Raw genomic sequence first — 20,854 nt, forward strand, 5'->3', positions numbered from 1 at the left:
GGCTGCGGCGCTGCGAAACATCTCGCGAAACATCCCTTTCCCGTTCAAACCGATTCGCTATGCTTGCCGCATGAACAAACAACGCCTTTTGCGCCATCAGCGCAGCCACCTCACCAACCGCAACTTTCCCAGCGCAGGCGAAGATGCGGCCATCGTCGCCGTCGAGCCCTCGCCCTACGACCAGCCGGGCAGCAGCTACAAACTGGCGTTCACCGACACCGAGTTCATCCTGCGTGAAGAAATGCGCGCGGTGCGCATGCAGCTCGAGCTGCTCAAGCCCGAGCTGATCCAGACCGAGCACGGCATCGAGTCCACCCTGGTGATCTTCGGCAGTGCGCGCATCCTGCCGCGCGACGTGGCGCAACAGCGCCTAGCCGAAGCCATTGCTAAAGGCAACGCCCAGGCCGTCGCGCGGGCGCGCATGCAGCTCGATATGTCGCGCTACTACGAGGAGGCGCGGCGCTTCGCCACCCTCGTCACCCGCGCCACCTGCGATGCCGACGAGCCGCTGGTGGTCGTCACCGGCGGCGGCCCCGGCATCATGGAGGCGGGCAACCGCGGCGCGTTCGAAGCCCAGGGCAAAAGCATCGGCCTGAACATCGTGCTGCAGCACGAACAGCGGCCCAACCCCTACATCACGCCGGAGCTGTGCTTCCAGTTCCACTACTTCGCGCTGCGCAAGATGCACTTTCTCATGCGCTCGGTCGCGCTGGTGTGCTTCCCCGGCGGCTTCGGCACGCTCGACGAGTTGTTCGAGGTGCTCACCCTCACGCAGGCGCGCAAGGTGCGGCAGCGCCCCATCGTGCTGTTCGGCGAGAGTTTCTGGCGCAAGCTGATCAATTTCGACTATCTGGTCGAAACCGGCATGATCGCCGCCGAAGACCTGGATCTGTTTCACTTCGTCGAAACCGCCGAGCAGGCGTGGGACGTGTTGGCGCGGGCCTTCGAGCTGAACGGTGCGGATGTCGGTGCAGAGGGCGACACAGAGGCTGAATCCGAGCCTGTTGCCCCATGAGTGCCAGCCCCGTCATTCATCTCATCGGCGCGCCCACCGACATCGGCGCTGCAGACCGTGGCGCCTCCATGGGGCCGGAAGCGCTGCGCGTGGCCGGCATCGACCGCGCCCTGCGCGCTCAGGGCCTGACGGTGCTCGATACCGGCAATCTCATCGGCCCGCACAACCCTTGGCAGCCGCCGGCCTGCGGCTATCGCCATCTGCCCGAAGTCATCGCCTGGAACACCGCGGTGCATCAGGCCGTGGGCGATGCCTTGCGGGCTCAAGCCCTACCCATCCTGCTGGGCGGCGATCATTGCCTGGCCATCGGCTCGCTCAGCGCAGTGGCGCAGCATTGCCGCGCACAGGGTCGCAAGCTGCGCGTGCTGTGGCTCGACGCCCATGCCGACTTCAACACCCACACCGTCACGCCCACCGGCAACCTCCACGGCATGCCGGTGGCCTGCCTGTGCGGCAAAGGCCCGCAAGCGCTCACCACCCTGGGCGGCCCGGCGCCGCAACTGCAACCCTCCTGCATCCGGCAGATCGGCATCCGCAGCGTGGACGCAGAGGAAAAACGGTTGGTGCATCAGGCCGGGCTCGACGTGTTCGACATGCGTTACATCGACGAATACGGCATGCGCGACGCCATGCGCCGGGCACTCGAAGGCGTGGACGCCGACACTCATCTGCATGTGAGTTTCGACGTCGATTTCCTCGACCCCGACATCGCCCCCGGCGTGGGCACCACCGTGCCCGGCGGCCCCACCTACCGCGAGGCGCAGCTTTGCATGGAAATGATCGCCGACACCGGCCTGCTGGCCTCGCTCGACGTGGTGGAACTCAACCCCGCTTTCGACGAACGCAACCGCACCGCCGAGGTGGCGGTCGATCTCATCGAGAGCCTGTTCGGCAAGTCCACGCTGATGCGCAGGTGAGGCTGTCGGCGCAGCGACAATAGCGTCCATGCCCAAGAAGTTTCCCTCTGCCCTGGACGCGCTGCAACACGTCTGGGGCTACCCCGCGTTCCGCAGTTTGCAAGCCCAGGCCATCGACCATGTGGTCGCGGGCCGCGACGCCCTGGTGCTCATGCCAACGGGTGGCGGCAAGTCGCTGTGCTTCCAGATTCCGGCCCTGCTGCGCGAGGGCGTGGGCATCGTGGTGTCGCCGCTGATCGCGCTGATGCAGGACCAGGTGGCTGCGCTGCGCGAGCTGGGGCTACGCGCCGCCTTTCTCAACTCCACCCTTGACGCCACAGAGGCCAGAGCGGTGCAGCGCGCGGCGCGCCAGGGCGAGCTGGACCTGCTCTACATGGCGCCCGAACGCCTGCTGAGCGAATCCGGCCAGGCTCTGCTCGACGATTTGCGCATCGCCCTGTTCGCCATCGACGAGGCGCATTGCGTCTCGCAATGGGGCCACGATTTCCGCCCGGAATACGGCCAGCTCTCGCTGCTGCGCGAGCGCTGGCCCGAAGTGCCGCGCGTGGCGCTGACCGCCACCGCCGACGAGCCCACGCGGCACGAAATCGTGCAGCGCCTGCTGCACGACGGCGCCGAGTTCGTCTCCAGCTTCGACCGCCCCAACATCCGCTACCGTGTGGTGGAAAAACGCGACGGCCGCGCCCAACTGCTGCAGTTCATCCGCAGCGAACATCCGCATGACTGCGGCGTGGTGTACGCCCTGTCGCGCAACACCGTAGAGGAAGTGGCCGAGATGCTCGCGGGCCACGGCCTGCGCGCCTTGCCCTATCACGCCGGCCTGCCCGCGGCCATACGCACGGCGCACCTGCGGCGTTTTCTCGATGAAGACGGCATCGTCATGGTGGCCACCATCGCCTTCGGCATGGGCATCGACAAGCCCGATGTGCGTTTCGTCGCCCACCTTGACATGCCCAAGTCCATCGAGGGCTATTTTCAGGAAACCGGCCGCGCCGGGCGCGACGGCCTGCCTGCAACCGCATGGATGGCTTACGGCCTGGCCGACGTGGTGCAGCAACGTCGGCTGATCGACCTGTCGGACGCCGACGACGCCTACAAGCGCCTGTCCACCGCCAAGCTCGACGCCATGCTGGCCCTGGCCGAAGCCGCCGACTGCCGCCGCGTGCGCCTGCTGGGCTACTTCGGCGAAGCCAGCGCGCCCTGCGGCAACTGCGACAACTGCCTGAACCCGCCGCAACTCATCGACGCCACCGAGGCCGCGCAAAAGCTGCTATCCACCATCTACCGCTGCCGCCAGGCCAGCGGCACCAGCTTCGCAGCCAGCCATCTCATCGACGTGCTGCGCGGCAAACGCACCGAGAAGACCGAGCGTCACGGCCACCATGCGTTGTCCACCTTCGGCATCGGCGCCGATCTGAGCGAGACCGACTGGCGCTTGCTGCTGCGCCAGCTCGTCGCACAACGACTGGTCGAAGTGGACGCCGCGCATTTCAACGTGCTGCACCTCACCGACGCCAGTCGCGCGGTGCTCAAGGGCGCGCAGCGCATCCACCTCAAGCACCGCGAGCCTGGCGCGGAGCGCCGTCGCCGCAGCACCAACGGCAGCACCACGTCGACCGGCACGCGACCGACCATGCAGGCCATGTCGAGCGCCGATGCCGAGCTGTTCGCCCACCTGCGCACCTGGCGCGCAGCCACCGCCAAAGAGCACGGCGTGCCCGCCTTTGTGGTGTTTCCCGACGCCACGCTGCAGGCCATCGCCCTGGCCCGGCCGGATAGCCTGGATGCGCTACGCGGCATTTCCGGCGTGGGCGACAAAAAGCGCGACACCTACGGCGCCGCGCTGCTCGAAGTCATTGCACAGGCCAGCGAGATGGGCTGATTCAGCACGCGCCGCAGACCCGGCCGCATCAGCCAGGAGATTTTGAACGCCAGACGCAACAGCCAACTTGGCTTGCGACAGGTTTGCTGATCGTCAGCCCCCAGCAGGCCTGCCTTCGCTTGCTGCGCCGCGCGTTTTCCACAACGAGAACAGCACGCCCGCGGCCAGCAGGCCAAAAGTCACGCTCAGGCTGATGGCCGAGGGAATCTTGCCGACCAGCTCGGCCGCGATGATCTTGCCGCCAATGAACACCAGCACCAGCGCCAGCGCGTATTTCAGGTAGGCGAAGCGGTACAGAATGGCTGCCAGCGCGAAGTACAGCGCGCGCAGGCCCAGAATGGCGAAGATATTGCTCGTATAGACCACGAAGGGATCGGCCGTGACCGCGAACACGGCGGGCACGCTGTCCACCGCAAACACCAGATCGGCCAGTTCCACCGTAACCAAGGCCATGAACAACGGGGTGGCGATGCGCCGCACCCGCCCGCGCGCGTCAGGCTGCTTCACCCAGAAGGCCTTGCCGTGCAACCGCTCCGTCACCGGCACCACGCGGCGAATGAGGCGCAGTATTGGGTTGCGCATCGGGTCGGGCGCATGGTCGGCGGCCCACAGCATTTTGATGCCGGTGTAGATCAGGAAAGCGGCGAACAGGTAGAGCACCCCGTGGAATTCCTGCACCAGCGTGGCGCCCGCGCCGATGAGCAGGGCGCGCAGCGCGATCACCCCCAGAATGCCCCAGAACAGCACGCGGTGCTGCAAAGCGCGCGGCACGGCGAAGGCGGTAAACACCAGCGAGATCACGAACACGTTATCGAGCGACAGACTTTTTTCCACCGCATAGGCGGTGAAGTAATCCATGCCCTGCTGGGGTCCCACCTGCCACCACAGCCAGCCGCCAAAAGCCACCGCCACGGCGATATAGCCCGCCGACAGCCACAGGCTTTCCGTCACGCTGATCTCGCCGCCCTCGCGGTGCAACACTCCGAGGTCAAGCGCCAGCAGGGTGACGACCACGCCGCAGAACACCAGCCAGAGCCACAGCGCATAACCCAGAAACGAAGCGTGCAGAAATTCCATGATCGAGTCAAAAAAGCGTAAAGGAAGGCGCAAAAAAGGGGGGCCGCAGCCCCCCAAGAAATGACACGGTTGGAGCGCAGTGTGTCAATCGAAATCAAACAGATCGGACAGCAGCGACTTGCGTTTTTTGTAGGGCTGCTGACCGTAGCGCGGATCGTAGGAACGCTGGCGAAAATCGCTGTCCTCGAAATCCGGCTGGCGGGTCGGCTGGGAGACAACGGGCTGGTGCGAGGTCGCTCGCGGGGCCGCCGCCTGTTCCGCCGCCGCGGCGCGCTCGATGATTTTGTCGAGCTCCCCGCGATCGAGCCACACGCCACGGCACTTCGGGCAGTAATCGATCTCGATGCCGTTGCGCTCGGCCATCACCAGCGTGATCTCTGCACAGTGCGGGCAGTTCATCGGGTGCTCCTTCAGTCGTCGCTGTTCATGAAGCCGAGCAACTGCAGCAAGCTGGTGAACAGGTTGAAGATGCTGACGAACAGGCTCACCGTGGCCAGGATGTAGTTAGTCTCGCCACCGTTCACGATGCGGCTGGTCTCGAACAGAATCATGCCCGACATCAGCAGCACTACCGCGGCCGAAACCGCGAGCGACAAGGCGGGCATCTGGAAGAACACGGCCGCCAATCCGGCCAGCAGCGCCACGATCATGCCGGCAAACAGAAAGCCGCCCATGAAGCTGAAATCGCGCTTGCTGGTGAGCACCCAGGCCGACAGCCCGAAGAAAATCAGCGCCGTGCCGCCGAAGGCCATGCTCACAATCTCGCCACCGCCGGTAATCGCCAGGTAATGATTGACGATGGGCCCCAGCGTGTAGCCCATGAAGCCCGTCAGCGCGAACACCGCGCCCAGACCCCACACGCTGCTGCTCAGCTTGTAAGTGGCGAACAGCAGGCCGAAATAGCCCACCAAGGTGAGAATGATGCCGGGATGCGGCAGCCTGAGCGCGGCGCTCACCGCCGCCACCGCCGCACTGAATGTCAGGGTCAGCGCCAGCAAGGCATAGGTATTGCGCAGCACGCGGTGCGCCGGCATAGAGGCGGAATCAGGAGTGGCAGCCGTGCCGGTGGAATACACCACGGCACTCTTGCCCCAGGCATTGCTCTCGTTCATGTTGAACTCCATAAAAGAATCAAGACAGCACGAACTTTAGAGATGTTGTCACTTCGCGTAAATTCGCATTTTCGACTTTTTTATTTCGACTTATTCGAAGTGATTGGGGATCGCACAAATGAATTTCAAGCACTTGCACTATTTCTGGGTCACAGCCAAGACGGGCGGCATCGTGCGGGCAGGCAAGCAGCTGCACCTCACACCGCAAACGCTCAGCGGGCAGATCAAACTGCTGGAGGAATACTTCAACAAACGGCTGTTGCGCAAAAGTGGCCGCAATCTGGAACTGACCGAGGCCGGCCAACTGGTGTTGCGTTATGCGGAGGAAATCTTCACCCTGGGCGCAGAACTGGAGGCCGCACTGCAACACGACCAACCCGCGCGCCCCACCGCGCCTCTGCGCATCGGCGTGACCGATGCCGTGCCGAAAGCCATTGCCTACCGCCTCATCGAACCCGCCCTGCAAGGCGGCGAGTCACCCCGGCTGGTGTGCGAAGAAGGCGAAATGGACGATCTGCTGGCCGATCTGTCGGTGCACCGACTCGATCTGGTGATCGCCGACGCCCCGCTGCCCGCGCACGTGAATGTGCGGGCGTTCAACCACCGGCTGGGCCGAACCACCTTGAGTTTCTATGCCAGCGCCTCGCTGCTGGAGCGCACCACGCAGCCTTTTCCGCAGTGTCTGTCAGAGCTGCCGCTGCTGCTGCCCGCCACGTCGTCGGCGGTGCGCGCGCAGATCGATCAATGGCTGGGGCAGAACAAAATCGCCGCCCACATCGCCGGGGAATTCGAGGACGGCGCACTGATGACCGCCTTCGGCCGCGAGGGCCGGGGCGCGTTTGCCGCTCCCAGCGTGCTGCAGGCCGACATCGCACGCGAACTCGGCGTGACGCTGCTCGGGCACTGCACCGACATGCACCAGGAGTTCTACGCCATCTCGGTCGAGCGGCGCATCACTCACCACGGCGTGGCGAGAATCACCCGCGTGGCCAAGGATCTGCTGGGCGACTGAAAACCCAGCGGATTACGGAAAAGCGGGAATGTCGTTGTCCATCCCCTCCGAGGCCACGTTCGGGCAGCACTCTTTCATGCGATGCATGACGGACTCCACCTGCTCGTGCGCCACGTCGGCCATCACCAGCACCTGGCCCGATGCGATCGCCTCCTTGAAGCGTTCAAGCCGGGTGCTGCTCACGCTCACCCCCACCATGCTGCTGGCCCAGCTGCCCACCAGCGCTCCTGCCGCGGCCAGCGCAATGACCAGCCCGCCACCGGGAATGATGGCCATGCCCGGGATCGCCACGGCCACCAACCCGGCCACCAGGCCGGTGGCGCCGCCCGCCGCCGCACCGCGCTCGATGGCGGGAATCAGGTCGGATCGCTGAGCCACGCCCGCCTCGGGCAAGTCGCCCATCGGCGTTCCCTCCCGCGCCAACACGTGGATGTGCTTGTCTGGAATACGGGCCAGCAGCAGGCTGTCGACCAAAGCGTGCGCGCTATTTACATCCGGCGCGAGAAAAAAGAGTCTGCGCATAAGTGTCTCCTGATCAATTGACCGCCTGCACCAAAGACGCCACTGTCTCCGTTTGGCTGAACTGACCACAAGCGTAAGGGGGAAATATGAAAACAGACTTAGGGTTTTGTCGTAGTTGGCGATAGTGCACCGCAAACCAGATAGAGCCTCAGGGCGGTCGCAGATCGGCTACAGTTCTAATTGACGTAAACGTCAATCAATCATGCCGCTGCGCCATGCACGCTGCGTCGAAGGAGACCGCGATGACCGACTTGTCCGAGGCCAAAGTGCTGGCCGCCTATTCGCCGCAGCAGCGGCTGCGTTTCGTTACGGCCGCCTCGCTGTTCGACGGCCACGATGCGGCCATCAACATCATGCGGCGCATCCTCATCAGCATGGGGGCCGAGGTCATTCACCTGGGCCACAACCGCTCGGTGGACGAGATCGTCACCGCGGCGATTCAGGAGGACGCGCACGCCATCGCCATTTCCAGCTATCAGGGCGGGCATGTGGAATTTTTCCGCTACATGATCGACCGGCTGCGCGAACAGGGCGCGGGGCATATTCAGGTGTTTGGCGGCGGCGGCGGTGTGATTGTGGCCGACGAAATCGAGGCGCTGCAGCAGTATGGCGTGGCCCGGATCTACAGCCCGGAAGATGGTCAGCGGCTGGGTCTGCAAGGCATGATCGGCGACATGCTGCAACGCGCCGACCGCCCCCTGCCCGCGCTGGACGCAATGCTGGCGACTGCCGCGCTGCCGAATTCGACATCCTTGCTCGCACGCCTGATCACGCAGATTGAAAACGGCACTGCCGACGCGGCGCTGATGCACAGCCTTCGCCAGCAGGCTGAAGGCGCACACGGCGTGGTGCTCGGGGTGACAGGCACCGGCGGCGCAGGCAAGAGCAGTCTGGTGGACGAGCTGATCCGCCGCACCCGGCTCGATCAGGACGACGCGCTGCGCATTGCCGTCATCAGCATCGACCCTTCCCGCCGCAAAAGCGGCGGTGCGCTGCTGGGCGACCGCATCCGCATGAACGCCATCGGGCCGTGGCGCAACAGTAATGAAGTCTTTTTGCGCAGTCTCGCCACCCGGCAATCGGGCGGGGAGATCAGCGCCGCCCTGCCCGAAGTCATCGCCGCGTGCAAGGCGGCGGGCTTCGATCTCATCATCGTCGAAACCTCGGGCATCGGCCAGGGCGATGCGGCCATCGTGCCGCACGCCGACGCCAGCCTGTACGTCATGACGCCGGAATTCGGCGCGGCCAGCCAGTTGGAGAAAATCGACATGCTCGACTTCGCCGACTTCGTCGCCATCAACAAATTCGACCGCAAAGGCGCGATGGACGCGCTGCGCGACGTGGCCAAGCAACTGCAGCGCAACCGCGAAGCCTGGACGGCCAAGCCCGAAGACCTGCCCGTGTTCGGCACCATGGCGGCGCGCTTCAACGACGACGGCGTGACGGCGCTCTTCCAGGCCATCAAACCCCGGCTGGCAGAGCATGGGCTCAAGCTTGCCGAAGGACGACTGCCCCCAGCCGCTACACGCCACAGCACCCATCAGACCCCGATCGTGCCGGCCGCGCGCAGCCGCTACCTGGCGGAAATCGCCGACGCGGTGCGTGGCTATCACCGCAATGTCGAGACGCAAGCGACCCTGGCGCGCGAGGCGCAGCAGTTGCGCGAAAGCGGCCGCATGCTGCACGCGGCCAACCCGCACAAAATCTCCGCAGTGCAGGCCGTGACCGATCTGGCCGAACAGCGCGAAGCCCGCATGCAGCCCGCCGCGCGCAAACTGCTGGCGATGTGGCCCGACATGCAGCGCGCCTACGCCGGTGACGAATATGTGGTGAAAATTCGCGACCGCGAAATCCGCACTCGCCTCACCCACACCACGCTGTCGGGCACCACGCTGCGCAAGGTGGTGCTGCCGCGCTATGCAGACCACGGCGAGGTGCTGCGCTGGCTGATGCGCGACAACGTGCCGGGCAGTTTTCCGTACACCGCGGGCACTTTTGCCTTCAAGCGGGAGAATGAAGATCCCACCCGCATGTTCGCCGGCGAGGGCGATGCCTTTCGCACCAACCGGCGCTTCAAGATGCTGAGCGAGGGCATGACGGCCAAGCGCCTGTCCACCGCGTTCGACTCCGTCACGCTCTACGGCGCCGACCCCGACCGCCGACCCGACATCTACGGCAAGGTGGGCAACTCGGGCGTGAGCATCGCCACCCTCGACGACCTGAAGGCGCTGTACGACGGCTTCGATCTGTGCGACCCCGCCACCAGTGTGAGCATGACCATCAACGGCCCGGCGCCCACGATTCTGGCGATGTTCCTCAACGCCGCCATCGACCAGCAGATGGCCAAATTCGAAGCCGACAACCACCGCCAACCCACCGATGACGAGGCGCAGAAAATCCGCGAATGGGTGCTGGAAAACGTGCGTGGCACGGTGCAGGCCGACATCCTGAAAGAAGACCAGGGACAGAACACCTGCATCTTTTCCACCGAGTTTTCGCTCAAGGTCATGGGCGACATTCAGCAGTATTTTGTGCAGCACCGAGTGCGCAATTTCTACTCGGTGAGCATCAGCGGCTATCACATCGCCGAGGCCGGGGCCAACCCCATCAGCCAGCTTGCCTTCACCCTGAGCAACGGCTTCACTTTCGTGGAGGCCTATCTGGCCCGCGGCATGCATATCGACGATTTCGCGCCCAACCTGAGCTTTTTTTTCAGCAACGGCATGGACCCGGAATACAGCGTGCTCGGCCGCGTGGCGCGGCGCATCTGGGCGGTCGCCATGCGCGACAAGTATGGCGCCAACGAACGCAGTCAGAAGCTCAAGTACCACGTGCAGACCAGTGGCCGCAGCTTGCACGCGCAGGAAATTGCGTTCAACGACATCCGCACCACGCTGCAGGCGCTGATCGCCATTTACGACAACTGCAACAGCCTGCACACCAACGCTTATGACGAAGCCATCACCACGCCCACCGAGGAAAGCGTGCGCCGGGCGATGGCGATTCAGCTCATCATCAACCGCGAGTGGGGGCTGGCGAAGTGCGAAAACCCGAATCAGGGCGCATTCGTCATCGAAGAACTGACCGATCTGGTCGAAGAGGCTGTGCTGAAGGAATTCGAAGCCATTGCCGAGCGCGGCGGGGTATTGGGCGCGATGGAAACCGGCTATCAGCGCAGCAAAATCCAGGAGGAAAGTCTGCACTACGAAATGCTCAAGCACACTGGCGAGTTGCCCATCATCGGGGTGAACACTTTCCGCAATCCGCACGGCGACGCCGCTCCTGCGCATCTCGAACTGGCGCGCTCCACCGAGGCGGAAAAAGAGTCGCAACTGCAGCGTCTGGCCGACTTTCACCATCGCCACGCGGCCGAGGCGCCCGCCCTGCTGCACCGGCTGCAGCAGGCCGTCATTCATAACGAAAATGTGTTTGCCGTGCTGATGGACGCGGTGCGGGTGTGCAGCCTGGGGCAGATCACCGCCGCGCTGTTCGAGGTAGGCGGCCAATACCGGCGCAGCATGTAAGACTTATCATTTCGCCACTCCGCTGCGCAGCGAGTCGTTGCCAATTTCGGTTTCCTGTTCTGCGCGGCGGTTTTTTATTTTCTGTCATGTCCACCTCCCCCGCCTCGCTCCGCGCCAGCGCCTTGATGCTGCTGGCTTCGCTCATCTGGGGCACGGCCTTCGTCGCCCAGACCGCGAGCATCGGCACGGTGGGGCCGTTCTACTACACCGGTCTGCGTTTCATGCTGGGCGCTGCCGTGGTGCTGGCGGTGATGGCCTTGCGTCGCCGTCCCGATCCGGCCGCACATCCTGCCTCAAATCCGCGCAGCCTGCTGCGCGACGGCGGCCTGCTCGGCGGGGTGGTGGCCATCTCCATTTCCCTGCAGCAGATCGGGCTGGAATCGACTACGGTGGCCAACGCCGGTTTCATCAGCTCGCTCTACGTCGTGCTGGTGCCGCTGCTGGGCCTGCTGTGGGGGCGGCGCGTCGGTGCTGGCGTCTGGCTGGGTGCCTTGCTGGCCGCAAGCGGCATGTACTTTCTCAGTGTGCGCCAGGGCTATAGCGTGCGGCATGGCGACTGGCTGGAGTTGGGCGGTGCGCTGTTCATCACCGTGCAGTTGCTGCTGCTGGGCCGCATGGCGCCGCGCCACGACCCGCTGCAACTCGCCGTAGTGCAGTTCGTCGTCTGCGGCCTACTGTGCCTGGGCGCCGGGGTGCTGGTGGAATCGATCAGTCTGGAAGCGCTGCAGCGCGCGGCCTGGACCATTTTCTACGGCGGCGCGCTGTCGGTGGGCGTGGCCTACACCCTGCAAGTGGTGGCGCAGCGGCACGCCGTGCCCGCGCATGCCGCGGTGATTTTCAGCATGGAAGGCGTGTTCGCCGCGCTCGCGGCGTGGCTGGTGCTGCATCAGTCGCTGGACGCGCGCGCCCTGTTCGGTTGCGCGCTGGTGTTCAGCGGCCTGCTGGTCTCGCAACTGCCGCTGCGCGAGCTGGCGAGCGGTTTGTTCACGCTGATGCGGCGCGTCCAGCCGGTTAACCCATAGACCCATGACGCCCAAACCGCGCCCCGCTTCCGTCTGGCCAGGACGGCCGCGCTCTTCCGAACCTGCGCCTCGGCGCAGCGCACCCGCCAAAACGATGGCTGCGCCCGCACCGCAGGGCGATCCCGCCGCCGAAGTGCGCCTGTCCAAGCGCATGTCCGAACTCGGCCTGGCCTCACGGCGCGAAGCAGACGACTGGATCGAGCGCGGCTGGGTGCTGCTCGACGGCACACCCGCGGTGCTCGGCACCAAGGTGGCGGGCAATCTGCCCGCCTCGCGCATCGTCATCCGCAAGGCGGCGCAGCACCGGCAGGCGGCGCAGGTCACCATCTTGCTGCACAAGCCGGTGGGCTATGTCAGCGCGCAGGCCGAGCACGGTTACACCCCGGCGGTCGCGCTCATCAAGGCCGAAAACCGCTGGGCCGAATGCGAAGCGCCGCAGCCGTTTTCACCCGCGCATTTGCGGCATCTGGCCGTGGCGGGTCGGCTCGACATCGACTCCACCGGCCTGCTGGTACTCACCCAAGACGGCCGCATCGCCCGTCAACTCATCGGCGAAGACAGCGCGGTGGAGAAGGAATATCTGGTGCGGGTCAGCCTGACCGATGCGCCAGCCCGCAACGGCGCCGAAGAAGACGTGCAGGCCGCCTTTACCGAGAGCCGCCTCGCCCTGCTGCGCCACGGTCTGAAGCTCGACGATCAGCCGCTGCGGCCGGCGCAGGTGGAATGGATCAACCCGCAGCAATTGCGCTTTGTGCTGCGCGAAGGCAAGAAGCGCCAGATTCGCCGCATGTGCGAGCTCGTCGGCCTGCGAGTTACCGGCCTCAAGCGCGTGCGCATCGGCGGCTTGCGCCTCGGTGCACTGCCGCTGGGGCAATGGCGCTATCTGCGCGAGGACGAAGGGTTTTAAGGCGCGAGCAGGGAAGCGCTCAAGCGTGAACCTGCTCGAACAGATCGAGCGCCTTCTTGACTTCGGCGATATAGGTCATCGCCGGGCCGCCGCCCATGACGATGGCCACCTTGCAGACCTCGACGATTTCGGCGTGGCTCACGCCCGCACGCAACGACTTCTCGACATGGATGCCGATGCAATAGACGCAGCGCGCGGTAATCGCCATGCCCAGGGCGATGAGTTCCTTGGTCTTGGCGTCGAGCACGCCATCGCCCAGGGCCTCGCCCATGAAGGCACCAAACGCCTTCATCGTGCTGGCGGCCTCGCGGTTCATCATGCCCATGCCCATTTTGAAATCGCGCATGGACACGTCCATGCCGTTGTGCACTGAATCGTTCATCTCGTTTTTCTCCCGGATTGATGCCTTCACTGTGAATGGGCGATGTGACGCTCTGATGTCACCACTTGGATTGACACAGGGCCGACACCTGCGCGTGGTAACAAGCGCACATGTCTGCCGTACCCACGCCCTCTCCTCCCCGCCTGCTGTACGACGCGGTCTCCGAATTACGCCGCGCCGCGCTCGCGTATGAGCAAGCCCACCAAGACCGCATCGACGCGCTGCCGCCGCAGCGCCGCGCTAGCGCCCGCAATCTGCTGCACTACATCGCCGTGCGCCAGGCCGATCTGCGGCCGTTGCAGACCCAGTTGGCTCAGATCGGCCTGTCTTCGCTGGGCATGCTGGAAACCCATGTGCTCGCCGCGCTCGACGCGGTGCTCGACCGGCTCGAAGACTTGCTCGGCCATGCCCGCAGCCAGCGCGCTGCGCCCCCCTGCACTTTCGACGAGGGCCTGCAACTGCTGCAGCACAACACCACCGCCCTGCTCAATCCGCCGCGGCCGGAGCGCGAGGTGCGCATCATGGTGACGCTGGCTACTGAAGCCGCGCAAGACGCTGCAGGGCTACGCGCCCTGACCGAGGCCGGCATGGACATCGCCCGCATCAACTGCGCGCACGACGATGCCGCCGTCTGGCAGCGCATGGCCGAGCTTGTTCATGGCACCGACGCTTCGCCGCAGCGCCGTCCGCTGGTGCAGATCGATCTGGCGGGGCCCAAGTCGCGCACGGGCGAGTTGCTGCCGCAGGGCCGCATCCTGCATCTGCGGCCCCGGCACGATGTGCGCGGGCAGATCATCGCCCCCGCGCTGCTGGCGCTATGGTGCGGTGAGGGCCCGCCACCGCAAGCTCCCGAGGGACAAATCCTGCTGCACGCCGGAGCGCTGCATCCGCCCCTGCCCGCACAGTTGCCGTCGTCCGCCCGGCTGCAGGTCACCGATCTGCGCTCGCGCGCGCGGCAAGGCAGACTGATTTCCCGCGAGGGCGCGCTGCTAGTGTTCGCCTTCGAGCGCTCGGCCTATCTGGCCGAAGGCATGCCGTTCAAGCTGACGAACGGCACCACCGAGATGGCCGCAGGCACGCTGCAAGGCATCGCCGAAGTTCCGGGCGAACTGCGGCTGTTCGTCGGCGACCCGCTGGTGCTGCTGCGCGAAGAACGCCCCGGCCATGCTGGGCAGCGCGGCGACGATGGCGCCTTCACCACGCCGCCGCAGGTGCACTGCACGCTCGATGCCGCCTTCACCTCCACGCAGGTCGGGCAAAGCGTGTGGCTGGACGACGGGCGAATTGGCGCGGTCATCGAAACCCGCACGGACGACACCCTGCAACTGCGCATCACCCACGCCGAGCCGAGCGGCAGTCGCCTCAAGGCGGAAAAGGGCATCAATTTCCCCGACACCCGCTTCGACCTTCCCGCGCTCACCGAAAAAGACCGCGACGATCTCGCCGCGATGGCCCGCCATCTCGATCTGGTCGCCCTGTCCTTTTTGCGCAGCCCGCAAGACGTGCGCCAGTTGCGCGCGGAACTCAGCGCACGACAGCGCGACGATGCCGGTGTGGTGCTCAAGATCGAAAACCGCCAAGCCTTCGATCACCTGCCCGCCATCCTGCTCGAAGCCCTGGCGCACCCGCGCCTCGGTGTCATGGTCGCGCGCGGCGATCTGGCGGTGGAACTGGGGTTTGAGCGGTTGTCCGAAGCGCAGGAGGAAATTCTCTGGATGTGCGAGGCCGCCCACCTGCCGGTGATCTGGGCCACCCAGATTCTCGACACCATGGCCCGCAGCGGCCTACCCTCCCGCCCCGAGGTCAGCGATGCCGCCCTGAGCATTCGCGCCGAGTGCGCCATGCTCAACAAAGGGCCGCACATCGTCGAGGCCGTGCGCTTTCTCTCCGGCGTGCTCGAACGCATGGAAGGCCATTACGCCAAGCGCATGACCTTGCGCCGCCCATTGTCGATCGCCGAGCTGCCCAACTGAACCCCAGCCTCACAAACGCCTCCAAGCAACATCGCGCCGCCGGTCGAACGGGTTTCACTTTGTTGCACCGCAGCACTTGCATGATTGATTTTTGTCAACGACAAACGTCCAAATCAGTGAGCGCTTATAGAGGGTTGTCCTAATGTCCAAGCGGTGCCGCGCAGGGAACAATGCGCCATCTTTCGCGGAGTACGGACATGGATTCAAAGCGTCGCACATGGTTGATTGCAACGGGTTGCGCCGGTTGCGTGGCAGCAGGAGGAGCGGCCGTGCCTTTTGTCGATTCGCTCGCGCCTTCCGCGAAGGCCCGCGCCGAAGGCGGGCCGGTGGATGTGGACATCAGCTCGCTGCGTCCGAGTGAAAAAATGACCGTGCTGTGGCGCGGCCAACCCGTGTGGATTTTGCACCGCACCCCGGCCATGCTGGAGTCGCTCAACGAAACCCAACCCCTCGTCGCCGATCCCGACTCCAAGCGCACCGCCTTCCCCACTCCGGCCTGGGCGCAAACGCAGTGGCGCTCGATCAAAAAAGAATATCTCGTGGTCGTGGGCATCTGCACCCATCTGGGCTGCTCACCGGTCGACCGCTTCACGCCGGGGCCGCAACCCTCCCTGCCCTCGGACTGGGATGGCGGCTTTCTCTGCCCCTGCCACGGCTCGATGTTCGATCTGGCGGGTCGCGTGTTCAAGAACATGCCCGCCCCCGACAACCTGGTCGTGCCGCCGTATATGTATGTGACCGACGCCAAGGTGCGCATCGGCGAACACGAGAAAGCCTGACCTCCCGCCCTTCCTCCCGATTTTCCTCCCGCTGCACCCTCCCCACAAAACAAACAGGAGACACCTCAATGGCCGATCAATCGCTGCACGGCGCGCACGCCGCCCCCGAACACGGCGGGCTGCGCGGCTGGGTGGACAAGCGCTTTCCCTTCTCCTCGCTGTGGAGCGCGCACCTGACCGAGTATTACGCGCCGAAAAACCTCAATTTCTGGTACTACTTCGGCTCACTGTCCATCGTGGTGCTGGCCATTCAGATCATCAGCGGCATTTTCCTGGTGATGAACTACAAGCCCGACGCCGCGCTGGCCTTCGGTTCGGTCGAATACATCATGCGCGATGTCAACTGGGGCTGGCTGATTCGCTACATCCACTCCACCGGGGCCTCGGCGTTTTTCATCGTGGTGTATCTGCACATGTTCCGCGGCCTGATTTACGGCTCCTACCGCACCCCGCGCGAACTCATCTGGATTTTCGGCTGCCTGATCTTTCTGAGCCTGATGGCCGAGGCCTTTTTCGGCTACCTGCTGCCGTGGGGGCAGATGTCGTTCTGGGGCGCGCAGGTCATCGTCAACCTGTTCTCCGCCATCCCCTACATCGGCCCCGATCTGGCGGTGTGGATTCGTGGCGATTACGTGGTGAGCGATGTCACGCTCAACCGCTTTTTCGCCTTCCACGTCATCGCCATTCCGCTGCTGCTCATCGGCCTGGTGGGGTCGCACATCATCGCCCTGCACCAGGTCGGCTCGAACAACCCGGACGGCGTCGAAATCAAGGACAACAAAGACGGCCGCGGCATTCCGCGTGACGGCGTGGCGTTCCACCCCTACTACACCGTGCACGATTTGTTCGGGCTGTCCGTGTTCCTGATGATTTTCTGTGCCGTGGTGTTCTTCGCGCCGCAGTTCGGCGGCTACTTCCTGGAGCACAACAACTTCATTCCGGCCAACCCGCTGAAAACCCCGCCGCACATCGCCCCGGTCTGGTACTTCACGCCGTTCTACTCCATCCTGCGCGCGACGACGAGCAACACCGTGCACATCTGGATGGGCGTGGTGGTCGTGGCCACGCTGTTTGCGCTATGGCGCAACCGCGGCAAACCCGGCCGCGCCGTTTCGTTTGCCGTGGGCGGCGGCCTGCTGTTCTGGGCCCTTGCCTCGGTAGACGCCAAGTTCTGGGGGGTGGTCAGCATGGGCGGCGCCGTGATCATCTTTTTCTTCCTGCCCTGGCTCGACAAATCGCCCGTCAAGTCGATCCGTTACCGCCCCACCTGGCACCGCGCCGTTTACACCCTGTTCGCCATCAACTTCGTAGTGCTGGGCTACTTCGGCATCCAGCCGCCCTCGCCCGTGGCCTACGCTGTGGCGCTCACCTGCACCCTGCTTTACTTCGGCTTCTTTTTCCTCATGCCGTGGTGGAGCCGCCTGGGGGAATTCAAACCCGTGCCGCAACGCCTGACCTACAAAGCCCACTGATGCCCGCCACCATGACCTCCTTCCTGCACCCGCTTCTGCGACGTCTGTGCCTGGGGTTGCTACTCGGGCTGATGCTGCAAGGCGCCGCCAGCGCCGCCTCGGAAGAGCAAGAAATTCCGCTCGATCATGCCCCCTACCGGGTCAACAATGTGCTGGCGCTGCAAAACGGCGCCCGCTTGTTCGTCAATTACTGCATCGGCTGCCATTCCGCCAAATACATGCGGTATGAAAGCCTGCGCGGCATCGGCCTTACAGACGACCAGATTCAGCACAACCTGATGTTCGGCGATGCGAAGATTGGCGACACCATGCGTGTGGCCATGACACCCGTTCAGGCGGAAAAGTGGTTCGGCATCGATCCGCCCGATTTGTCCATCATCACCAAGGCGCTGGCCTCTCATCGCGGCAGCGGCACCGACTACCTCTACACCTATCTGCGCACTTTTTACCGCGACGATACGCGGCCGACCGGCTGGAACAATCTGGTCTTCCCCGGCGTGGGCATGCCCAACCCGCTGTGGATGTTGCAGGGCGAGCGCGCCGCCAACTTCCAGGTCGGCCCCGACCCCGCCGATCCGGCCATCAAGCTCAAGACTTTCGTCGGCTACACGCAGCTGACGAAAGGGTCGGAATCGACAACCGAGTATGATTCGACGGTTGCCGACCTCGTCGCCTACATGCAGTGGATGGCCGAACCCGATCAACTGTTCCGCAAGCGCCTTGGCGTCATCGTGCTCATTTTCCTGGGATTGTTCAGCTTCATTACCTGGAAGCTGAAATCCGAATACTGGAAAGATGTCACCTAACTCTGGCTAGCGCCCGCACCCCGGGTGCGCAGCCCAATCCGTATCGCCGGGGTGGCACTGCCACCCCGTTTCGTCTTTCAGGAGTCTGCATTCATGATGGTGCTCTATTCCGGCACGACCTGCCCGTTTTCGCAGCGTTGCCGCTTCGTGCTGTTCGAAAAAGGCATGGATTTCGAAATCCGTGACGTCGACCTGTTCAACAAACCCGAAGACGTCAGCGTCATGAATCCCTACGGACAGGTGCCCATCCTGGTCGAGCGCGATCTCATCCTGTACGAATCCAACATCATCAACGAGTACATCGACGAGCGCTTCCCGCACCCGCAGCTCATGCCCGGCGATCCGGTGGCCCGCGCCCGCGTGCGGCTATTCCTGTTCAATTTTGAGAAGGAACTGTTCGTGCACGTGACGACACTCGAATCGCGCGCCACCAAGTCCAACGAAAAAGCGCTCGAAAAGGCCCGCAGCGCCATTCGCGACCGCCTGACGCAGCTCGCACCCGTATTCCTCAAAAACAAATACATGCTGGGCGAAGACTTTTCCATGCTCGACGTGGCCATCGCCCCGCTGCTGTGGCGCCTCGATCATTACGGCATCGATCTGCCCAAGTCGGCGCTGCCGCTGGCCAAGTATGCCGAGCGCATTTTCCAACGCCCCGCCTACATCGAGGCGCTCACGCCCTCCGAAAAGATCATGCGCAAGTAAGCAGTTCGGTGCACCGTGATGAACAGCGATTCGCAAAACATCGGCTCAACCAAGCCCTACCTCATCCGCGCCCTGTACGAATGGTGCACGGATAACGGCCTGACTCCCTACCTGGCCGTACAGGTTGGAGCTGGTGCGCGGGTACCGATGGAGTTCGTGAAAAACGGTGAAATCGTGCTGAACATCAGCTTTGACGCCACCAGCGCGCTGAACATCGGCAACGATGAAATTCGCTTCAAGGCGCGTTTCGGCGGTGTGGCCAGAGACATTCTTGTCCCCATCGGTCAAGTCTCAGCCATCTATGCACGGGAAAACAGCCAAGGCATGGCCTTTCCGGTCGAAACCGCTGACGAATCAGCCGAGATCGGTGAAGCCAACAACGCGCCCGCCGCAGAAGACCAGGACGAACCGGCTAAAGCCAGCAAGCCCACGCGACTGCAGCCGGTAAAATCCAAAGCATCGGAATCGGAAGAACCTTCCTCCGAACCGCCCCCCGGCGCCCCCCGCCCCGGCGGAGCGCATCTGACCCGCGTGAAGTAGTCCGGCGGCCTCAAGGTCACCGGATAACCGGCCCACGCAACCCGGCGCTCAGCAGCGCCTACGCCGACTTAGCTCAGCTGGTAGAGCAACCGCCTTGTAAGCGGTAGGTCATCCGTTCGATTCGGATAGTCGGCACCAAAAAACACAAGCAAAACAAGCACTTGCTGAACAAGCCCACTCTAATACTGTGGGCTTTTTTGTGCGTTTTGGGGGAACGATTCCCCCACAATTCCCCCAGATTTCCCCCACACCGCCCCGGAACGTCGCTTTGCTGGGCACCCCAGGATTCCCCCCGCAGGGGATGATCAGCGCCCCAACCCTTGCTCGCGCTTGCGCTGCCTCTCGATCAAAGCCATGAAACCGCCAAGGCTGGCGACGGCTCCCTCACCTCGCCGAGTAATCACACGATCCACCACCTCTGCAATCAGCGTGCGGCCGTTGGCTCCTTGGTGCGTGGCGCGGTCGTGTGCGGCGATGAACGCCTTGACCGGCGCGGCACTGCGGTCGCCGTCCAGCCATTGGTCGATTGCTTGATCCATCGCCTGTTTTTCCTGCCGGTGTGGAGGGTCCACGGGCGCCTGCTTTGTAGGCAACGCAGGCCACGCCTGCTCCGGTGCGGCTTTCGCCTGTGCAGTCGTCGGCTTGCCCACAGATTCTGTGGAGAGACCGCGCATGCTCTGCACTTCCGTCTTAGCGGCGCGGGCAAGGATGGCGGCCACGCGCTGCTCTCTCGCTCGGGCTTCCGCCTCGATCTGCTGCTGCGTCGTGCCTCGCAGCACATCCATGACGTGCGGGCGGGGCCGTGCCTGAACGTCCGGCGACACCACCCGGCTCACGGCAGGCACAGGTTGCCGGGGCGGTTGCCTGCGCCGCAGCTCATCCTGCACGATGGCCTGCAAGTCGGCGTTCACGACTTCGATGCCCAGCCGCACCGCCTGCCGCGCCGCCCGCTCCCTGAACTCGGCGCTGCCGGTAATGTCCACCTTGCCGCCGTACTTCTGCGAGGCCATACGCAAGGCGGCTTCCAGACTGTGATCGCTCTTGTCGTGCATCACAATGCGCGGGCCGGTGTCGGTGAACTTGTCCCGCCCCTGCGCATCACGGTACAGCACGAGTTGCCGCCTGCGGTCGATCTGCGTGTTGATTTCCATCCAGAACTGACCCAGTAACCCCCAGGATTTCCATCTAAATCTGACCCACGTACTAA

The 20,854-nt window shown here is 64.2% G+C and carries 19 protein-coding genes and 1 tRNA gene; 14 read left to right on the forward strand and 6 right to left on the reverse strand.

The features are described from left to right. Positions 1-70 precede the first annotated feature (70 nt). From THI_RS11530 to recQ, 3 genes are read left to right on the forward strand one after another with little or no spacing between them, the layout of a single operon-like run. Positions 71-1,015 (forward strand): LOG family protein, encoded by a 945-nt coding sequence (locus THI_RS11530; protein WP_013106431.1) that lies wholly within the window; start codon positions 71-73, stop codon positions 1,013-1,015. Beyond that, positions 1,012-1,932, forward strand: coding sequence for an arginase (rocF, locus tag THI_RS11535; RefSeq protein ID WP_013106432.1), 921 nt, complete (start codon positions 1,012-1,014; stop codon positions 1,930-1,932). The genes THI_RS11530 and rocF overlap by 4 nt, the downstream gene beginning before the upstream one ends. A gap of 28 nt (positions 1,933-1,960) precedes the next feature. Beyond that, positions 1,961-3,814, forward strand: a complete 1,854-nt coding sequence (gene recQ / locus THI_RS11540) for a DNA helicase RecQ (protein ID WP_013106433.1) — start codon at positions 1,961-1,963, stop codon at positions 3,812-3,814. Between the two features lie 93 nt (positions 3,815-3,907). On the opposite strand, the gene THI_RS11545 is transcribed toward recQ, so the two are convergent. The 3 genes from THI_RS11545 to THI_RS11555 form a co-directional block, all read right to left on the reverse strand. Beyond that, entirely contained in the window at positions 3,908-4,891 is a 984-nt protein-coding gene (locus THI_RS11545) for a TerC family protein (protein ID WP_013106434.1), read from the reverse strand. 84 nt (positions 4,892-4,975) lie between these two features. Further along, the gene (locus tag THI_RS11550) at positions 4,976-5,290 is read right to left on the reverse strand and encodes a TFIIB-type zinc ribbon-containing protein (RefSeq protein ID WP_013106435.1); all 315 of its coding nucleotides are present in this window, start codon (positions 5,288-5,290) and stop codon (positions 4,976-4,978) included. An 11-nt stretch (positions 5,291-5,301) separates the two neighbouring features. Next, entirely contained in the window at positions 5,302-6,003 is a 702-nt protein-coding gene (locus tag THI_RS11555; RefSeq protein ID WP_197535425.1) for a Bax inhibitor-1/YccA family protein, read from the reverse strand. Positions 6,004-6,121: 118 nt separating this feature from the next. Between THI_RS11555 and nhaR the strand changes: the two genes are divergently transcribed. Beyond that, positions 6,122-7,015 carry a transcriptional activator NhaR gene (gene nhaR, locus THI_RS11560; protein WP_013106437.1) on the forward strand — a complete coding sequence of 298 codons (894 nt, stop codon included), beginning with the start codon at positions 6,122-6,124 and terminating at the stop codon, positions 7,013-7,015. Between the two features lie 12 nt (positions 7,016-7,027). On the opposite strand, the gene THI_RS11565 is transcribed toward nhaR, so the two are convergent. Beyond that, the gene (locus THI_RS11565; RefSeq protein ID WP_013106438.1) at positions 7,028-7,537 is read right to left on the reverse strand and encodes a hypothetical protein; all 510 of its coding nucleotides are present in this window, start codon (positions 7,535-7,537) and stop codon (positions 7,028-7,030) included. A gap of 242 nt (positions 7,538-7,779) precedes the next feature. Between THI_RS11565 and icmF the strand changes: the two genes are divergently transcribed. The 3 genes from icmF to THI_RS11580 all read left to right on the forward strand — a co-directional run bounded on the left by icmF (position 7,780) and on the right by THI_RS11580 (position 12,990). Then, positions 7,780-11,061 (forward strand): fused isobutyryl-CoA mutase/GTPase IcmF, encoded by a 3,282-nt coding sequence (icmF, locus tag THI_RS11570; RefSeq protein ID WP_013106439.1) that lies wholly within the window; start codon positions 7,780-7,782, stop codon positions 11,059-11,061. 86 nt (positions 11,062-11,147) lie between these two features. After that, the gene (locus tag THI_RS11575) at positions 11,148-12,083 is read left to right on the forward strand and encodes a DMT family transporter (protein WP_013106440.1); all 936 of its coding nucleotides are present in this window, start codon (positions 11,148-11,150) and stop codon (positions 12,081-12,083) included. Positions 12,084-12,087: 4 nt separating this feature from the next. Continuing rightward, entirely contained in the window at positions 12,088-12,990 is a 903-nt protein-coding gene (locus tag THI_RS11580; RefSeq protein ID WP_013106441.1) for a pseudouridine synthase, read from the forward strand. 19 nt (positions 12,991-13,009) lie between these two features. Here THI_RS11580 and THI_RS11585 read toward each other — a convergent pair whose 3' ends face one another. Beyond that, positions 13,010-13,372, reverse strand: coding sequence for a carboxymuconolactone decarboxylase family protein (locus THI_RS11585; protein ID WP_013106442.1), 363 nt, complete (start codon positions 13,370-13,372; stop codon positions 13,010-13,012). Positions 13,373-13,482: 110 nt separating this feature from the next. Between THI_RS11585 and THI_RS11590 the strand changes: the two genes are divergently transcribed. From THI_RS11590 to THI_RS11620, 7 genes are all read left to right on the forward strand, one after another. Then, entirely contained in the window at positions 13,483-15,345 is a 1,863-nt protein-coding gene (locus THI_RS11590; RefSeq protein WP_013106443.1) for a pyruvate kinase, read from the forward strand. Positions 15,346-15,542: 197 nt separating this feature from the next. Further along, positions 15,543-16,124 carry a ubiquinol-cytochrome c reductase iron-sulfur subunit gene (petA, locus tag THI_RS11595; RefSeq protein WP_172979002.1) on the forward strand — a complete coding sequence of 194 codons (582 nt, stop codon included), beginning with the start codon at positions 15,543-15,545 and terminating at the stop codon, positions 16,122-16,124. A 68-nt stretch (positions 16,125-16,192) separates the two neighbouring features. Further along, positions 16,193-17,596 carry a cytochrome b gene (locus THI_RS11600; protein ID WP_013106445.1) on the forward strand — a complete coding sequence of 468 codons (1,404 nt, stop codon included), beginning with the start codon at positions 16,193-16,195 and terminating at the stop codon, positions 17,594-17,596. Next, entirely contained in the window at positions 17,596-18,402 is an 807-nt protein-coding gene (locus THI_RS11605) for a cytochrome c1 (protein ID WP_013123749.1), read from the forward strand. The genes THI_RS11600 and THI_RS11605 overlap by 1 nt, the downstream gene beginning before the upstream one ends. Before the next feature lie 93 nt (positions 18,403-18,495). Beyond that, a complete protein-coding gene (locus tag THI_RS11610; RefSeq protein ID WP_013106447.1) occupies positions 18,496-19,107 on the forward strand; it encodes a glutathione S-transferase N-terminal domain-containing protein in 612 nt (203 codons plus the stop codon). Between the two features lie 18 nt (positions 19,108-19,125). After that, entirely contained in the window at positions 19,126-19,647 is a 522-nt protein-coding gene (locus THI_RS11615; RefSeq protein WP_013106448.1) for a ClpXP protease specificity-enhancing factor, read from the forward strand. Positions 19,648-19,709: 62 nt separating this feature from the next. Further along, positions 19,710-19,785 (forward strand) — tRNA-Thr (locus THI_RS11620). Between the two features lie 167 nt (positions 19,786-19,952). On the opposite strand, the gene THI_RS19385 is transcribed toward THI_RS11620, so the two are convergent. Continuing rightward, the gene (locus tag THI_RS19385) at positions 19,953-20,798 is read right to left on the reverse strand and encodes an LPD7 domain-containing protein (protein WP_013106449.1); all 846 of its coding nucleotides are present in this window, start codon (positions 20,796-20,798) and stop codon (positions 19,953-19,955) included. Positions 20,799-20,854: the final 56 nt, after the last annotated feature.

The sequence above is a fragment of the Thiomonas arsenitoxydans genome (assembly GCF_000253115.1).
Classification (GTDB): Bacteria; Pseudomonadota; Gammaproteobacteria; order Burkholderiales; family Burkholderiaceae_C; genus Thiomonas; species Thiomonas arsenitoxydans.

Coding starts and splice junctions, on each gene's coding strand:
- THI_RS11530 (WP_013106431.1), top strand. CDS start 71: ATGAACAAACAACGCCTTTTGCGCCATCAGCGCAGCCACCTCACCAAC.
- rocF (WP_013106432.1), top strand. CDS start 1,012: ATGAGTGCCAGCCCCGTCATTCATCTCATCGGCGCGCCCACCGACATC.
- recQ (WP_013106433.1), top strand. CDS start 1,961: ATGCCCAAGAAGTTTCCCTCTGCCCTGGACGCGCTGCAACACGTCTGG.
- THI_RS11545 (WP_013106434.1), bottom strand. CDS start 4,891: ATGGAATTTCTGCACGCTTCGTTTCTGGGTTATGCGCTGTGGCTCTGG.
- THI_RS11550 (WP_013106435.1), bottom strand. CDS start 5,290: ATGAACTGCCCGCACTGTGCAGAGATCACGCTGGTGATGGCCGAGCGC.
- THI_RS11555 (WP_197535425.1), bottom strand. CDS start 6,003: ATGAACGAGAGCAATGCCTGGGGCAAGAGTGCCGTGGTGTATTCCACC.
- nhaR (WP_013106437.1), top strand. CDS start 6,122: ATGAATTTCAAGCACTTGCACTATTTCTGGGTCACAGCCAAGACGGGC.
- THI_RS11565 (WP_013106438.1), bottom strand. CDS start 7,537: ATGCGCAGACTCTTTTTTCTCGCGCCGGATGTAAATAGCGCGCACGCT.
- icmF (WP_013106439.1), top strand. CDS start 7,780: ATGACCGACTTGTCCGAGGCCAAAGTGCTGGCCGCCTATTCGCCGCAG.
- THI_RS11575 (WP_013106440.1), top strand. CDS start 11,148: ATGTCCACCTCCCCCGCCTCGCTCCGCGCCAGCGCCTTGATGCTGCTG.
- THI_RS11580 (WP_013106441.1), top strand. CDS start 12,088: ATGACGCCCAAACCGCGCCCCGCTTCCGTCTGGCCAGGACGGCCGCGC.
- THI_RS11585 (WP_013106442.1), bottom strand. CDS start 13,372: ATGAACGATTCAGTGCACAACGGCATGGACGTGTCCATGCGCGATTTC.
- THI_RS11590 (WP_013106443.1), top strand. CDS start 13,483: ATGTCTGCCGTACCCACGCCCTCTCCTCCCCGCCTGCTGTACGACGCG.
- petA (WP_172979002.1), top strand. CDS start 15,543: ATGGATTCAAAGCGTCGCACATGGTTGATTGCAACGGGTTGCGCCGGT.
- THI_RS11600 (WP_013106445.1), top strand. CDS start 16,193: ATGGCCGATCAATCGCTGCACGGCGCGCACGCCGCCCCCGAACACGGC.
- THI_RS11605 (WP_013123749.1), top strand. CDS start 17,596: ATGCCCGCCACCATGACCTCCTTCCTGCACCCGCTTCTGCGACGTCTG.
- THI_RS11610 (WP_013106447.1), top strand. CDS start 18,496: ATGATGGTGCTCTATTCCGGCACGACCTGCCCGTTTTCGCAGCGTTGC.
- THI_RS11615 (WP_013106448.1), top strand. CDS start 19,126: ATGAACAGCGATTCGCAAAACATCGGCTCAACCAAGCCCTACCTCATC.
- THI_RS19385 (WP_013106449.1), bottom strand. CDS start 20,798: ATGGAAATCAACACGCAGATCGACCGCAGGCGGCAACTCGTGCTGTAC.